Raw genomic sequence first — 14418 nt, forward strand, 5'->3', positions numbered from 1 at the left:
AACTAGCCTCGGTGACGCCGGTGTGGCGCCCGTTTGTCGAATCTCGCTCGCAAGAGACCGAGCAGGACACGAGCGAGCACGGCGAGTAGCAAATCAATCAAACGCGTGTGCCTGCCGGGCACACGCGTTTGAGCTTCAGCCGCAAGCGCCTATTTCACCGCAAGCAGTGCAGAAGTCGCAACCGTCCTTCCGGATCACCGCATTCGCGCCACATGTCGGGCATTTGCGCCCATGCATCTGCGTGAGTGTATGCGGGTCGTTCGACAAGGCATCGTCGGACGACAAATCCGTCACGTCCGCGTGTGCCACGGTCTCGTCTTCAGTCACTAGAGCGCGTGTATGGGTCACGTCGATATGCTTGCGGGCAAGTACGCGTGACGGCACCTGACTGCCTTCGGCATCGAGAAAACCGCGTCGATGAAGAATTTGCTGAATCGCAAAGGCAAGCGCGGCGACTTCCGAGTCATGCCAGCGTGGACTGCGGTGTCCATCTAAACGCTCGACATCGCCGAGACGCACCTGACCGCGATCCCACGATACCTTGCGCATGTCCTGCAGCGTACGCGCGGCAAAGCCTCCACGCGCCGCAAGCGACAATGAACGCATGGTCGCCGTGATCCATTGTTGCGATTCGTCGCTCTGCCCCGTCGGGATAAAGAATTCGATGGGTCGCTCGATGGTCACGTCATCGCCTGCAATACGCCCTGTCACTTCGATAAACGACACCGCAAGATAGAGCGACTTCTTTCCAGCCTGCGTCAGATACTCGACCTTCTCGATAATCGCGGGCAGCTCTCCACGCGGACGATGATCGATCGCAATACGCAAAGGATCGAGATCCAGTTCGGGATCGGGCGAGTCGCTCGGTGTCTTCTCTTCCTGTGGCGTGACTGACAACACCGCGCCCAAGGTGTCGTTAGGCCGATAGGTCGCGAGTCCCTTCAAGCCACGTCGCCATGCCTCGAAGTAAAGGTCCTGGAATGCGTCGAACGGATAATCCGCGGGTACGTTGACGGTCTTCGATATCGATGTGTCGACGAAAGGCTGTACGGCCGTCATCATTTCCAGATGATCTTGCGCGGACATATCGAGCGCACTCACGAAGTAATCGGGCAGCGCCTTGACGTGTCCGCCCATCTCGCGATAAAGCCTGTACGCGTGGTCTTCGACAGCGAAGGTCTGGCTGGAGCCATCGGCCATGCGCTTGGTGCGCTGATAGGTCCACGAGAACGCGGGCTCGATACCATTCGATGCATTGTCCGCAAACGCGAGACTCACGGTGCCCGTGGGCGCGATGGAAAGCAGATGGCTATTGCGGATGCCATGCGCGCGAATCTCGCTCTTGAGATCATCAGGCAAGCGCGATGCGAAAGTGCCCTCTTCCAGATAACGTGCTGCATCGAAGAGCGGAAATGCGCCGCGTTCGCGTGCAAGTTCGACCGACGCGCGATACGCTTCATCGCGCATGGTGCGTGCGACGCGCATGGCAAATTCGCGCCCTTCGTTCGAGTTATAACGAAGACCAAGCATTACGAGCGTGTCGCCTAACCCCGTAAAGCCGACGCCGATACGTCGCTTGGCAGCCGCTTCACGTGCTTGTTCTTCGAGCGGCCACAACGTGACATCGAGAACGTCATCGAGAAAGCGCACTTGCGTGCGCGTGGTACGCATGAGACCGTCCCAATCGAAACCAGGGACGCCGCCGCGCGCTTGCGCAAAAGGGTCGCGCACGAAGCGAGTCAGATTGAGCGGGCCCAGGTTGCAGCAACCGTATGCGGGCAAGGGTTGTTCACCGCAAGGGTTCGTCGCGCGAATCGTTTCGACGGCGCGCAGATTGTTATCGTCATTCATGCGCGACATGAAAACGACGCCTGGCTCGGCGACATCGTAGGTCGATCGCATGATCGTGTTCCATACGTCACGCGCACGCACTTCCCGATACACCCACAAGCCGTCGTCACGCTTCCGGATGTCCGCCGATGCCCGCTGTGCAGGCGAAGGCTCGGCCTTATGCACGAGTTGCCAGACGGCGTCGTCGGCAACGGCCTGCATGAATTCGTCCGTTACCGCGACGGACACGTTGAAGTTGTTCCAGCGTCCCTTCGTGTGTTTAGCCGCGATGAATTCGAGCAAATCGGGGTGCGTGCAGTCGAGTATGCCCATCTGTGCGCCACGGCGTGATCCTGCGCTCTCCACCGTGCGGCATGATGCATCGAACACATCCATATAACTGCATGGTCCGGATGCAGCTGAACCCGTGGAATGCACGCGCGCACCGCGAGGACGAATGGCGGAAAAGTTATAGCCCACGCCTCCGCCGCGCCGCATCGTCTCGGCCGCTTGCAGCAGCGCAACGTAAATGCCGGGCAAACCGTTATCGTCGACGCCTTGAATGGCATCGCCCACGGGCTGAACGAAGCAGTTGATGAGCGTGGCATCGATACCCGCGCCCGCCGCGCTCATGATGCGCCCGGCGCCCAATGCACCGCGCCGGAAGTTATCGACGAACTCCGCTTCGATCTTCGCGCGTAACGCTTTGGGCTCGGCCATTGCGACACCACGCGCCACGCGCAGATAAATATCTTCGACGCGCGTCTCGTCGCCCTTGGCATATTTTTCAAGCATTACGTCGATGGAAAATTGCTGCGGAGCGACGCCTGTGCTGGGATTGTCTTCTGCCATGTTTGATCCTGTTGAATGCTTTGTCCGCTAATGCTTGACGGGGCCATGACGCGAACCGTGGGGCGCCGCCAAACGCAATGCACGACGATAGCGCGAATTCTCCCTGGCTGCTAATGAACCGTTAAACTCCCTCGATCGATCCAGCACTTTTCCTTGAGACGATCTATCGCATGAATGCGCCGCTCTTCGGTATCTCGGGCCGCTCGGGTCAGGGCAAGACCACGCTGATCGAGGCGTTATTGCCCTGGTTTCGGGCACGCGGTCTTGTAGTCAACGTCATCAAGCACAGTCATCATTCAATCGAACTCGAACCTCCGGGCAAAGACAGCGCGCGCTTCAGGCGTGCAGGCGCGGGCGAAGTGGTGATTGCATCGCCTTACCGCTATGCAATCGTGCGCGAGTTGCGCGAGGGGAACGAGCCTTCGCTTACGGAACTCGCTGCGCGGCTGACACATGCGGACCTCACGATTGTCGAAGGATTTGCACGCGAAGCCATTCCGCGACTGGAAGTGGTTCGGCCATCGGTTGGCCGGGAGCCGCTTTATAAGACCGACGTCGCAATTCTTGCCATTGCAACCGACGATGCCTCGGCAGTCGACAGCGCGCTGCCTCTGCTGCCGCTAGACGATCTAGACCGCATTGGCGCCTTTATCTGCGAGACACTGCGCATTGCCGTTTAATCTGCTTTGACGCCGTTGCGCGCGATGTCCAATGCTTCTCCGATTACATCGTCATCGCCAATATGATTCACGAGAAGCAGCACGAGCTTGGCGTTGAGCATGCGGCTTTCTTCGTCGCTTAGTCCGTCGTGTGTGCCGATGAGCCGTTCATAGAACGCATCCGGATCGGCAAGATTGGCCTCGAGCTTGAGCTTCATGCTGGCTTATCCATTGCAAGTAGCGCGTTGTACGGCGTTAAATATCGCATCGGCGTTGAACGCACGCCAGCGCGCGCATACGTGCTGGTCGGGGCGCAACAAGTAGAACGTGCCGGGGCGAGCATCGAATCGATGCGCCACGATGCCATCGACGTCTTCGATATCTTCGAACGACGCGGCCATGCCCTTCGGCGCAACCAGTAATAGACGAAACGACGTTAGCCTCTGTAAAAGAGCCCTGCGCACTTCCTCCCCGTCATCGCTGCCGCAGAAGTAGATTCCTATAAAGCCTTTGCCATGCGTTTGTTGCAAGAGCCATGCAGCGCGGCCATTCACGCGTATGGGCGCATCCACGCATGCCGTCCCTGGCGTCATCGAACATGCGAAGCTGTCATCGGGCTGATCGGGCGTATTGAGCGGCGAGTCTTGCAGCACGGTCGGCACCGAGAGTCGCCCGCTATTGACGAGGCGTCGCGCAAAAGCACAGTCCTTCGATAGCTTCAACACCGCGTCCCGAAAGAGACGCGAGGCCGTACTCTTCGGCGTGATGAAATCGGTCGATCGCGTGGAATGACGAATGTTTTCATCCGCGGCGTATTCCCGTTCGGATGCATACGTGTCGAGTAAAGCGGGCGGAGCGTCGCCATGAACGACGAGACTGAGCTTCCATGCGAGATTGTCTGCATCTTGCACACCGCTATTCGCGCCGCGCGCGCCGAAAGGTGAGACGCCGTGCGCCGCATCGCCTGCGAACAGAATTCGACCGTGCCTGAAATGCTCCATGCGCTGACATGCAAACGTATAGATGCTCACCCATTCGAGTTCGAATTCCGCGTCTTCGCCAAGCAATGCCTTGACGCGCGGAGTGACACGTTCGGGTGCTTTTTCCGTGACAGGGTCAGCTTCCCAGCCGAGCTGAAAGTCGATGCGCCATACGTTGTCCGGCTGGCGATGCAGCAGCACAGACTGGTTGCGATGAAACGGTGGATCGAACCAGAACCAGCGTTCCGCCGGAAACGGCGCTTTCATCTTGACGTCCGCAATGAGAAAGCGGTCCTTGAATACCCGGCCGTGACTATCGAGATCGAGAGCCTGACGAATGAAGCTGCGTGAGCCGTCGGCCGCTACGACATAGCGTGTACGTAAGGCGTATCGTCCATCGGGCGTATCCACTTGCAGTTCGACATGATCCCGATGCTGCGTTACACCGACTACACGGCTCTTCCAGCGCATATGCAAGTTATCGAGTTGTGCCGCGCGTTCGACGAGATAGCGCTCGACGTAATATTGCTGGAGATTGATGAACGCGGGATGCGCATGGCCTGCTTCGGGCAGCAAGTCGAATGCATAAATCAGATCGTCATGCAGGAACACCTTCCCGACATTCCAGCGCACACCTTTTTCGATCATCTCGTCGACGCAGCCGAGACGTTCGAAGATTTCAAGCGTGCGCTTCGCAAAACAGATGGCGCGCGAACCGGCCGATACGGTGTCGTCGCTATCGACGAGCACGGTACGAACGCCGTGTTGCGCAAGATCGATTGCAGTGGCAAGACCGACCGGTCCCGCGCCGGTCACGACCACCGGATAGACCGGGGACTCGGCGGTGTCGTGTTCCGGTGCTCGCTTGTAAGCAAAGCGGACCATGTCGTTTTTGGGTTGTCTCCTGCTATTGCCTCTTTGGGCAGACCTCAAATCTCCGTTAAGGGCATTGTACAAACGGACTTTTCTGTGCGGCTATGTTTTCTTGTATTTCCTTAAGCACAAAAAAAGAACGTCCGTTCTAATGAACGGACGTTTTTATTGCGTCTTTAATTGCTTTCTTTAGCAAGCCGCTAAGACCGCCATAAAGCCTTCTTCAGTGAAGGGCTTGAGGTAGTAGCCGTCGAATTGTTCCTGTTCGCTGTCACGGTGCCGATCGTCACCCGTTACCGCGACGACGCAAGCAAGCTGGCTCGGCCCGGCAGCGCGCAACCGTCTGCAAAGATCGCGACCATCGAAATCCGGCAGACCTATGTCGATAAATATCGTGTCGTAGCGATTTTCCGACGCGAGTTCAAGCGCCCGGTGTCCATCGTATGCGACATCTGCGATATGCCCGGAGGCGCGGGCAAGCGCGCTGAAAGCGTCGCAAAGACCAACGTCATCTTCAACGAAAAGCACGCGCATGATGGATTTTTCCCGAAGCGTAAATAGCACAAGCGTCGAAGATCGAGCGCAATAACCAATAGCGCAATAAGCGGGCCTGAGGTTCGAAGCTGATGCTTTTAATCGAGCGGGTTGTCGCTCCAGGCGCTGCGTTCTTGCCAGGTATCGATATCCGCGTTAAGCGCTGCAAGCTTGGCCCGCACGGCTTGAAGCCCAATGTTGCCAAGCACGAGATGCGCGGGCGGATTTTTAGCTTCCACGGCTTCGATGATGACCTGCACCGCGCGCACCGGATCGCCCGCTTGTCTGCCGCTAAGCTCGGCAATCCCCGCGCGACGGCGACCGGCGACGGCATCGTAATCGTCAATCGAACGCTGGGTCTGCTTAAGCGAGCGGCCCGCCCAATCCGTGCGGAAAGGTCCCGGTTCGACGGCCGTGACCTTGATGCCAAGGCCTTCGGTCTCGCGCGCGAGCGCTTCGCCGAGGCCTTCGAGCGCAAACTTGGTCGCAGCGTAATACCCGCTGCCCGGATTACCAACCAGGCCGCCCACGGATGTGATGTTGACCACGTGCCCCGCGCGACGCTCCCGCATGCCTGGCAGTACCGCGCGAATCATTGCAGCCGCGCCGAAGAAATTGGTTTCGAACATCGCGCGCACCTCGTCGTCCTCGCCTTCCTCGACTGCGGCCAAATAGCCAAAGCCGGCATTATTGACCAATACGTCGATCTGACCGAACGCTTCGTGCGCCGCTTTTACCGAAGCGGTGATGTCGTCCGGGTGCGTGACGTCGAGCCGAACCGCAATGGCTCTATCGCCTGCAGGCTCGACGATGTCGGCGACGCGGGCGGGATCGCGAGCGGCGACGACAGCACGCCAGCCGCGCGCAAGCACAGCGGATGCGAGTTCACGGCCAAAGCCGGTGGAACAGCCGGTGATGAACCAGACAGGCGTGTCTTGCTTCGATGCTGACATTGCGGGTCTCCGTGGTTAGCGTTGCGCTAATCATTTTGACCGCAAAGGCCGACGCTTGCTTAACGCAGACGCGGCATGCGTAACGCGCGATGTTCGCGCGGCTCGAACAAAACAGTCGTCTCCAATTTTGCGGCCATGCGCTTCCAGCCGCAAAGGTCTTGCTCCAATGCCGCGAAGGTAACGGGGCAGTAAGTTCGTTCGGGGGTGGCGTTGCCGCCAAGAACTGCGTAGTCGCGCATCGGTTGTAGGGTTGCTTCTCGCTCGGCGATTTGCCTTGCAATCTTCGCCCGCAGGCGGATAAGGGAATCGTCCATGGCGCTTTCGGTTTGCTCGTTTGCTAAGTTGCTTTTCATTTCTTAGCCGTTTCACAGCAAACCGCGCGCCTGACTTTCATTTGGCTCACAGACGCTTAGGCTCCAGCCGCTCGATCAACTGGCGATGCCGTGGATAACGCGCCCCGAGCGCGCCGGGCGCGGCCAATTCGAACTCGCTGAACTCGAACCCTGGCGCCACCGTGCAGCCGACGAGCGCGGCACCGCCTGGTTCATGGCATTCGGCGGCAAACCAGTCACCCGCGTTGACGACCGCCTGAAACGCCGCCTGCGGATCTTCAAGCGCATTGCCGAGTCGATGCGTCGCCAGTTCTCCGTTCGAATGGAGCACATGGACATCGATCGAATCACCCGCATAGAAATGCCAGACTTCATCCGACCGAATACGGTGCCAGGCGGAGTAAGCGCCATCGCAAAGGAGGAAATAGATGGCTGTCGATGCCGAACGGAGATCGTCCTCGCCGTTGCGCGTGACTCCTGAATTCGCGCGATAGGTCTCACGAAAGTAGCCGCCCTCGGGATGCGGTTCGAGCTTGAGGCGATCGATCAACTCGCGACTGTCTATGCGGGGTATCTGCATGCGTTCTCCTTTGCCAGATGGTTGGCGCATCGCGTATTCTGCATCGGATCGGTTTGCATGCAGAACGCAAGATGCCAACGTCTCTCATCGAAGGAAGACCATGACGCTAACCGCGACCACGAAAAACGCTCTTGCTCCAACCGGCACGCTTCGCGCGGCGCTCAACCTTGGAAACCCCGTGCTCGTGCATCGCGATTCGGCGAGCAGCGAGCCCAGCGGCGTCTCCGTGGATATTGCCCGCGAACTGGCCGCGCGGCTCGGCGTCGAGATTGCATTCAATTCCTTTCCCAACGCCGCGCAATCGGTGGAGACGGTGACGGCGGAACAGGCCGATGTCGGCTTCTTCGCGATCGATCCGCTGCGTGGCGCGGGCATCGCGTTCACTGCACCGTATGTGTTGATCGAAGGGTGCTATCTGGTGCGCAACGACTCGCCGCTTTCTCGCATCGAGGATGTGGATCGCGAGGGCAATCGCATCATGGTGGGCAAAGGGAGCGCATACGACCTCTTCCTGACGCGCGAGTTGGAGCACGCTCAACTCGTGCGCACTGGACTGTCGGAGGCGGTGGTCGACACTTTTCTGCGCGACGGGATCGAGGTCGCCGCGGGCGTGAAGCAGCAACTCGAGGCCGACGCCGCTCGCACGCCCGGGGTACGGCTGATCGACGGGCGCTTCATGGTGATCAGGCAGGCAATGGGCTTGCCGAAGACTCGCGGCGATGCGGCCACGCAGTATCTTCGCGACTTCATCGAGGACATCAAACGGTCGGGCTTTATTCGGGATGCGTTCGCGCGACACGGCATCACCGGCGTCTCGCTTGCGCCGCCGGAGCAGCTTTGATGCAGGGCGAGCGTATCCAAGTGACGGTATCCGTGACCGACTGGATCGACGCATCGTTCGAGGCCGATGTCGCAGGCGGTCTCGCCGCGTTCAATACCGGTCAACTCGGACCAAGCGATCATCGCGACTTGGCCGTTTCGCTTTATCAAGGCGACGACTTTGTAGGCGGCCTCGCGGGCTATACCGCGTGGGAATGGCTTTTCGTCAAATGGCTCTGGGTTCGCGAAGATGCGCGCGGTCGCGGACTTGGCGCTCGCGCGCTCGACGCCGCCGAAGTCGAGGCACGCAAGCGCGGCTGCCGCGCCGCGTGGCTCGATACGCTCAATCCCGCAGCCCGCGATCTTTATGTTCGCCACGGTTTCGAAGTCTTCGGCGAACTGGCGGATTTCCATGCAGGACGTGCGCGGTACTTCATGCAAAAGCGGTTCTGAATACAGGCATTTGGCATTCAAAATGCGGCATGCCGGCATTTTGCATCAAGCATTCAATCCGAGCCGATGCACCGCGCGCTTCGTGATTTCCCTGCGCTTTGCGAGCGAAGCCCCCGAGCGCTCCCGCACGTCCGCCACTACAGCGGCAGGCGCGTGATTCGGATCCCCGGCATCGAACGGCGGCGCGGGCGCGTACTCCATTTGCAGTTGAATGGCCTGCGCCTCGTGCTCGCCGACGAGTTCAGCCGCGAGCGTCAGCGCGAAGTCGATGCCCGCCGTGATTCCACCGCCCGTGAACAAGGCGCCGTCGCGCACCACGCGGGCGTGCACGGGCGTCGCATCGAATTCGCCCAGCAGTTCGTGAAAAGCCCAATGCGTCGTCGCACGCTTGCCGCGCAGCAAACCGGCCGCGCCGAGAACGAGTGAACCGGTGCATACCGAAGTGATGAAGCGAGCGCCCTTCGCCTGCTGGCGGATGAACGCAAGCGTTTCCTCGTCTTCCATCAGAGCGCCGACGCCTTCGCCTCCGGGAACACAGAGCACGTCGAGCGTGGGGCATTCCGCGAACGATGTGTCGGGTGCGAGTTGCATCCCTGTACTGGAAGGAACAGGCGCAAGCGTTTTGCATACAAGATGCACTTTAGCGTCCGACAGATGCGCAAAGACTTCGTACGGACCGGTGAGGTCGAGTTGTTGAACGCGCGGGAAAAGCAGCAGGCCGATGTGAAGGGTCATCGCTTTCTCTCTCGTGGCAGGTTGAAGAATGAAGGTGGACGAATGCATCCTACGCCGCTACGCTATGGCGAGATGGTCGATCGCCCCACTTTTTACGCCAAGCGCCCTAGCTATCATGTCATCGCCGAAGCCATGCATCATCGACATACTCGCCTTTCCCGACGTTCAGTTGCTCGATGTCGCCGGTCCCTTGCAGGTGTTCGCGTCCGCGAACGAACTGGCGCGCGAGGCCGGCATGCCACGCCCTTATCGCGCGAGAGTCGTCGCGCCGGGCGGCACGGTGACAGCCTCGGCGGGACTTGGGCTGATCGGCGAAGCGCTGCCCGATGCGCGCGAGCCGTGCGACACGCTCGTCATCGCGGGCGGCTGGGGCGTGCATGAAGCGCTGCGCGACCGCACGCTGGTCGACTGGGTGCGCGCGCGGTCCGCTCATGCGCGCCGCACGGCATCGGTGTGTACCGGCGCCTTTCTGCTTGCGGCGACCGGCCTGCTGGACGAACGCCGCGCCGTCACGCACTGGACGCGCTGCGCCGAGCTGGCGAGCCGCTTTCCGGCGGTGCGGGTCGAGTCCGATCCCATCTTCATCCGCGACGGCGATCTCTGGACCTCCGCAGGCGTGACAGCGGGAATCGACCTGGCGCTTGCGCTCGTCGAAGATGATCTCGGACGCGCGCTCGCGCTCGATGTCGCGCGTCATCTCGTCGTGTTTCTAAAGCGCCCCGGCGGGCAGGCGCAGTTCAGCGCCGCGCTTTTGCTGCAGAAGGACTCGGGCGAACGCTTCGGCGAATTGCATGCATGGATCGCGGAGAATCTTGCATGCAATCTATCCATTGGAACGCTGGCGGCGCGCGTCGGCATGAGCGAGCGCAGCTTCGTGCGTCATTACCGGGCGCAGACCGGCGCAACGCCTGCTCGCGCCATCGAGCAAATGCGGCTGGAAGCCGCGCGCCGTATGCTGGGCGACACGGACCTGCCGGTCAAGCGCATTGCGGCACGCTGCGGCTTCGGCTCGGAAGAAACCATGCGACGCGGCTTCGTGCGCGCACTCGGGGTTGCGCCTCAGACTTACCGCGAACGCTTCGCCCGCGCGGCGGTATCGGCATAAAGTGCATGCAAAAGCCAATCCTGCTGCTTTTTTTGTCATCCATGCTCAAGGCTGTATGCTCGCTGCCGATACCAGAGTAAGAGCGATTGCATGAGGCGCTTCGGGCAACCGTGCGCGAGCCGCTTTGCTTAACCAACCGTCCGACGAGGCGGCCTGAGGGCCTGGAGCGCCGATGAGTGTGTTTTCCGCGTATAACGCGCCACTGCAGGCGGCTCAGGCCGCACAGGAAGACGTGACCGACGATGGCGCGGACGATGCCGCGCCGGCGAACATCGCACCGTCCATCGACGCCTTGCTGCGGGACACTGCCGCGTCCGCTTGCCCCAACACATGGGCTTGGTATCGCGCGGGCGAGCAATTGCATCTTGAACGCCAGGGCAATGAATTTTGCATACCAGCGTGGCCAAGCGACATCGCTGAGGACCGCCTCGCGAAAGCCTGCGCCGCGCACGGCTGGCATGCCTGGCCGACCGGCCGCGGCGAAAGCGTGCTCGGCTGGCTGCTCGCGCCTGTGGCATACAGCGACAATGCACATCTCGCTGAATTCGCACGCGCACTTGGTGAACGCGTGCAAGCCGATGTCCTCGCGCGGGCGCAACTCACGCAACGCGTGTTGTATGAGATCGCGTATCTCGCCAGTTCGGTGCCCGAGCGCGCGGACTTTCTGCGTTGCGTGCACGAGCGTCTCGGCACGCTCATCGACGCCGAGAACTTCTACCTCGCGCTCTACGACCGCAAGACCGGCAAGATCACCTATCCGTATTACGTCGATGTGATCGACACGGACGTGGTCGCCGCCGAGAACTACGACATTCTCGATCCCAAGCGTCTTTCGATGACAGGGCAAGTGCTCACGAGCGAACAGCCGCTTTTCGTGACCGCAGCCGACATCTGCGCCGCCGAACGCGCGGAGCGTTTCTATTGCATCGGCGATCGCCCCGAGTTCTGGATGGGCGCGCCGCTCAAGAATGCGTCCGACGAAGTCTTCGGCATGCTGGCCATGCAGGTCTATGACGTCTCGCGCATGTACACCGCCGAGGACCGCGCGCTGTTTTTAGTCGTGGCGCGTCACGTCGCAATGGCGCTCGACCGTATCCTGCATCGCGCGGATCTGGAAGAACAGGTCGCCCGCCGCACCTCCGAATTGTCGAAGCTCAACGCTGCTTTGCGACATGGCATTGCCGAGCGCGAGCGTTCCGAGCATCTGCAAGCAGCGCTCTATCAAATCGCGGAATTGTCGAGCCGGCCCGGCGACATGATGGAGTTCTTTCGCAGTCTGCATGGCATCGTCGGCGAGCTGCTCTACGCGCGCAATTTCTATGTGGCGCTCTTCGAAACCGAAACATGCGAAGTCTCGTTTCCCTATTACGTCGATGAAATCGTGCAGGAGCGGCCCGAGCCGCGTCGCGGCCAGCGTGGGCTCACCGAGTATGTGATTCGCGAACGCCGCGCGCGTCTCATCGATCATCAGGAAGCGCTGCGTCTCATCGCGGAAGGGGCGTTCGAAACCGATCACGACGACGTGCGCCTGCGCTCGTGGCTCGGCATTCCGCTATTCGATGGCGATGTCGTACGCGGCGTGCTCGCGGTGCAAAGTTACTCGCCGCTCGTGCGCTATTCGCAGCGCGATCAGGAGTTGCTGACCTTCGTATCGCGCCATATCGATACCGCCCTCTCGCGCCGTCGCGATGCCGAAGCATTGCATGCAGCCAACCTCGAGCTCGAAGCCCGTGTGCAGGCCCGTACGCGTGAACTCGACGATGTCAACGCGCGTCTGCTGTACGAGAATTCGCACGATGCATTGACCGGCCTGCCCAACCGCAGTCATCTGATGCATCGGCTGCGTGATGCATGGCACGACTACCAGACACGCGGCGATGAGCTTTCGGTGATGTTCATCGACCTCGATCGCTTCAAGGTGGTGAACGACAGCCTGGGTCATCATTTCGGCGACATGCTGCTGGTGCAGGCCGCCGCGCGTCTGCGCGATTGTCTGCGCTCCACCGATCTGCTCGCGCGCTTGGGCGGCGACGAATTCGCAGTGCTGTCGCCCAAGGCGCCGGTACGCGACGCGGTGGCGATTGCCAAGCGCATCCTCGCAGCTTTCGATCTGCCGTTTCATATCGAAGAACATGTGGTGTTTTCTTCGTGCAGCATTGGCATCGTGAGCGCGGACACGCAGTTTCATACCGAGCCCGCCGATCTTTTGCGCGATGCCGATACCGCGATGTATCGCGTCAAGAACGCGGGTCGCGACAGCTTCGTCGTGTTCAATCAGGAGCTTCGCCGACAGGTCTCCGATCAGGTCGAACGCGAGGGCGCATTGCGTAACGCGATCAAGCGCGACGACGAGTTGCTGCCGTATTTTCAGCCTATCGTCGATGTAGGGAGTGGCCAAGTGGTCGCGCTCGAAGCGTTGATTCGCTGGCGCCAACCCGATGGACGTATCGTGGCACCCGGCGAATTTCTGCCTGCAGTGGAAGGGCTGCGTCTCATCGGTCGGCTCGACTTATACATGCTGGAACGCGTCGCCGCGATACTTTCCAATGCCAGCTTTGCGCACTGGCCGCCCGTGCATGTCAATTGTTCGAGCTATAGCATGACGCGCCCCGAGTTCGCCGACGATGTCCTTGCGCTGCTCAGGCGTTATCGCGTGTCGCCATCGCGTGTATGTCTCGAACTGACGGAAGGCGCGCTCGTAGCCGAGCCGGATCTTGCGCGCCGCACCATGCAAAGACTCGCGGATAACGGCATGTCCGTCGTACTGGATGACTTCGGCGCGGGCTTTTCGTCCCTGAGCTATGTGCATCAGTATCAGTTCAGCGGCCTCAAGATCGACAAGTCGTTTATTCTCGAACTGACCGAAAGCCCTCGCAGTCGCGCGATCGTGCGAGCTATCGTGCGAATGGCCGAGTCGCTCGATCTCACGCTTGTGGCCGAAGGCGTCGAGGACGCGGCCACGCTTGCAGTACTACGCGACATGGGTGCAGCGCAGGCGCAAGGCTACTTCTTCGACAAGCCTTTGCCGCTTGAGTCGTTGACGCGCAGCGCGCTTGCGCCACGCACCACTTCAAGCGCCATTCTCTGATTCTTGAGCATTGGATCAGGGCATGCCGCCAAGCAAGGGCGAGATGATGCTGCCCGGTTCACCTTCCGGCACGCCGGTGTCGGTCGTCACAGCGCGCATCGATACAGGCGCATGATTAGTGGTGCACGTCTGCAACGAGTCGTTGCCAAGGCACTGCATGAACGCGTCAGCGCGATCCTTCGTGTCGAACATGTACAACGTGTCTTCGACTTTCACTTCGAGATCGGAAATACGGTCCGCTTCGATTGACATGCTCGCTCCTTCGAGTGGATAGACATATCAATCGGCTAGCATCAAGTGCGCCTGGCGCACGCTGACCTTAGGTACAACGGTTGCTGGTCCGTCGGCCTGGTTCATCGAATGACAAGGCGACTTAAGGAAACCGTAATGACATCCGCGCGAGCAAATAACGACCTGCATGAAGAGCCGCGTACACCCGGCGGCAATCGTCTGAACGAAATCGAGCCGTCCGAAGCAGACAGGGTGATCCCTCGTCCCGGCGAAGCGCTGGAACAGAATCCCGCCACGGACCCTGACAAAGTAGGTACATCCCCTGACAATTCAGGAAACCGGCAAAGACCGCTATAAATAAATTAAATGATCTTGCGGGCAATTTCCAATGATG

The 14418-nt window shown here is 60.2% G+C and carries 14 protein-coding genes; 5 read left to right on the top strand and 9 right to left on the bottom strand.

Translation table 11 applies throughout. The features are described from left to right. Nucleotides 1–135: 135 nt before the first annotated feature. Nucleotides 136–2682: an adenosylcobalamin-dependent ribonucleoside-diphosphate reductase gene (locus NCR40_RS17765; RefSeq protein WP_250510131.1), complete on the bottom strand. Its 2547-nt coding sequence runs from the start codon at nt 2680–2682 to the stop codon at nt 136–138. A 170-nt stretch (nt 2683–2852) separates the two neighbouring features. On the opposite strand from NCR40_RS17765, the gene mobB reads away from it, so the two are divergent. Beyond that, nucleotides 2853–3362, top strand: coding sequence for a molybdopterin-guanine dinucleotide biosynthesis protein B (gene mobB, locus NCR40_RS17770; protein ID WP_250510132.1), 510 nt, complete (start codon nt 2853–2855; stop codon nt 3360–3362). On the opposite strand, the gene NCR40_RS17775 is transcribed toward mobB, so the two are convergent. From NCR40_RS17775 to NCR40_RS17800, 6 genes are all read right to left on the bottom strand, one after another. Continuing rightward, nucleotides 3359–3559, bottom strand: coding sequence for a DUF2783 domain-containing protein (locus NCR40_RS17775; protein ID WP_250510133.1), 201 nt, complete (start codon nt 3557–3559; stop codon nt 3359–3361). The two genes, mobB and NCR40_RS17775, sit on opposite strands and share 4 nt — an antisense overlap. Nucleotides 3560–3565: 6 nt before the next feature. Beyond that, nucleotides 3566–5206: an FAD-dependent oxidoreductase gene (locus tag NCR40_RS17780; protein WP_250510134.1), complete on the bottom strand. Its 1641-nt coding sequence runs from the start codon at nt 5204–5206 to the stop codon at nt 3566–3568. A 177-nt stretch (nt 5207–5383) separates the two neighbouring features. Continuing rightward, complete coding sequence (locus NCR40_RS17785; protein ID WP_244829475.1) at nt 5384–5728, bottom strand: response regulator; 345 nt, start codon at nt 5726–5728, stop codon at nt 5384–5386. Between the two features lie 98 nt (nt 5729–5826). Beyond that, the gene (locus tag NCR40_RS17790; protein WP_250510135.1) at nt 5827–6681 is read right to left on the bottom strand and encodes an oxidoreductase; all 855 of its coding nucleotides are present in this window, start codon (nt 6679–6681) and stop codon (nt 5827–5829) included. Nucleotides 6682–6740: 59 nt separating this feature from the next. Next, nucleotides 6741–7034, bottom strand: coding sequence for a hypothetical protein (locus tag NCR40_RS17795; RefSeq protein ID WP_250510136.1), 294 nt, complete (start codon nt 7032–7034; stop codon nt 6741–6743). Nucleotides 7035–7080: 46 nt separating this feature from the next. Further along, entirely contained in the window at nt 7081–7593 is a 513-nt protein-coding gene (locus tag NCR40_RS17800) for a cupin domain-containing protein (RefSeq protein ID WP_250467267.1), read from the bottom strand. Nucleotides 7594–7693: 100 nt separating this feature from the next. On the opposite strand from NCR40_RS17800, the gene NCR40_RS17805 reads away from it, so the two are divergent. Next, nucleotides 7694–8434: an ABC transporter substrate-binding protein gene (locus NCR40_RS17805; RefSeq protein WP_250467269.1), complete on the top strand. Its 741-nt coding sequence runs from the start codon at nt 7694–7696 to the stop codon at nt 8432–8434. After that, complete coding sequence (locus NCR40_RS17810) at nt 8434–8865, top strand: GNAT family N-acetyltransferase (RefSeq protein ID WP_250467271.1); 432 nt, start codon at nt 8434–8436, stop codon at nt 8863–8865. The genes NCR40_RS17805 and NCR40_RS17810 overlap by 1 nt, the downstream gene beginning before the upstream one ends. 45 nt (nt 8866–8910) lie before the next feature. Here NCR40_RS17810 and NCR40_RS17815 read toward each other — a convergent pair whose 3' ends face one another. Further along, complete coding sequence (locus tag NCR40_RS17815) at nt 8911–9600, bottom strand: DJ-1/PfpI family protein (RefSeq protein WP_250467274.1); 690 nt, start codon at nt 9598–9600, stop codon at nt 8911–8913. A gap of 64 nt (nt 9601–9664) precedes the next feature. On the opposite strand from NCR40_RS17815, the gene NCR40_RS17820 reads away from it, so the two are divergent. Further along, nucleotides 9665–10705 carry a GlxA family transcriptional regulator gene (locus NCR40_RS17820; RefSeq protein WP_502800675.1) on the top strand — a complete coding sequence of 347 codons (1041 nt, stop codon included), beginning with the start codon at nt 9665–9667 and terminating at the stop codon, nt 10703–10705. A gap of 172 nt (nt 10706–10877) precedes the next feature. Continuing rightward, nucleotides 10878–13793: a bifunctional diguanylate cyclase/phosphodiesterase gene (locus NCR40_RS17825; RefSeq protein WP_250510137.1), complete on the top strand. Its 2916-nt coding sequence runs from the start codon at nt 10878–10880 to the stop codon at nt 13791–13793. A gap of 15 nt (nt 13794–13808) precedes the next feature. Here NCR40_RS17825 and NCR40_RS17830 read toward each other — a convergent pair whose 3' ends face one another. After that, nucleotides 13809–14045, bottom strand: a complete 237-nt coding sequence (locus NCR40_RS17830; protein WP_250510138.1) for a hypothetical protein — start codon at nt 14043–14045, stop codon at nt 13809–13811. Nucleotides 14046–14418: the final 373 nt, after the last annotated feature.

The sequence above is a fragment of the Caballeronia sp. GACF4 genome (assembly GCF_023631025.1).
Classification (GTDB): domain Bacteria; phylum Pseudomonadota; class Gammaproteobacteria; order Burkholderiales; family Burkholderiaceae; genus Caballeronia.

Bases quoted from the DNA above. Each gene is read 5' to 3' on its own strand.
- NCR40_RS17765 (WP_250510131.1), bottom strand. From the start codon at position 2,682: ATGGCAGAAGACAATCCCAGCACAGGCGTCGCTCCGCAGCAATTTTCC.
- mobB (WP_250510132.1), top strand. From the start codon at position 2,853: ATGAATGCGCCGCTCTTCGGTATCTCGGGCCGCTCGGGTCAGGGCAAG.
- NCR40_RS17775 (WP_250510133.1), bottom strand. From the start codon at position 3,559: ATGAAGCTCAAGCTCGAGGCCAATCTTGCCGATCCGGATGCGTTCTAT.
- NCR40_RS17780 (WP_250510134.1), bottom strand. From the start codon at position 5,206: ATGGTCCGCTTTGCTTACAAGCGAGCACCGGAACACGACACCGCCGAG.
- NCR40_RS17785 (WP_244829475.1), bottom strand. From the start codon at position 5,728: ATGCGCGTGCTTTTCGTTGAAGATGACGTTGGTCTTTGCGACGCTTTC.
- NCR40_RS17790 (WP_250510135.1), bottom strand. From the start codon at position 6,681: ATGTCAGCATCGAAGCAAGACACGCCTGTCTGGTTCATCACCGGCTGT.
- NCR40_RS17795 (WP_250510136.1), bottom strand. From the start codon at position 7,034: ATGAAAAGCAACTTAGCAAACGAGCAAACCGAAAGCGCCATGGACGAT.
- NCR40_RS17800 (WP_250467267.1), bottom strand. From the start codon at position 7,593: ATGCAGATACCCCGCATAGACAGTCGCGAGTTGATCGATCGCCTCAAG.
- NCR40_RS17805 (WP_250467269.1), top strand. From the start codon at position 7,694: ATGACGCTAACCGCGACCACGAAAAACGCTCTTGCTCCAACCGGCACG.
- NCR40_RS17810 (WP_250467271.1), top strand. From the start codon at position 8,434: ATGCAGGGCGAGCGTATCCAAGTGACGGTATCCGTGACCGACTGGATC.
- NCR40_RS17815 (WP_250467274.1), bottom strand. From the start codon at position 9,600: ATGACCCTTCACATCGGCCTGCTGCTTTTCCCGCGCGTTCAACAACTC.
- NCR40_RS17820 (WP_502800675.1), top strand. From the start codon at position 9,665: ATGGCGAGATGGTCGATCGCCCCACTTTTTACGCCAAGCGCCCTAGCT.
- NCR40_RS17825 (WP_250510137.1), top strand. From the start codon at position 10,878: ATGAGTGTGTTTTCCGCGTATAACGCGCCACTGCAGGCGGCTCAGGCC.
- NCR40_RS17830 (WP_250510138.1), bottom strand. From the start codon at position 14,045: ATGTCAATCGAAGCGGACCGTATTTCCGATCTCGAAGTGAAAGTCGAA.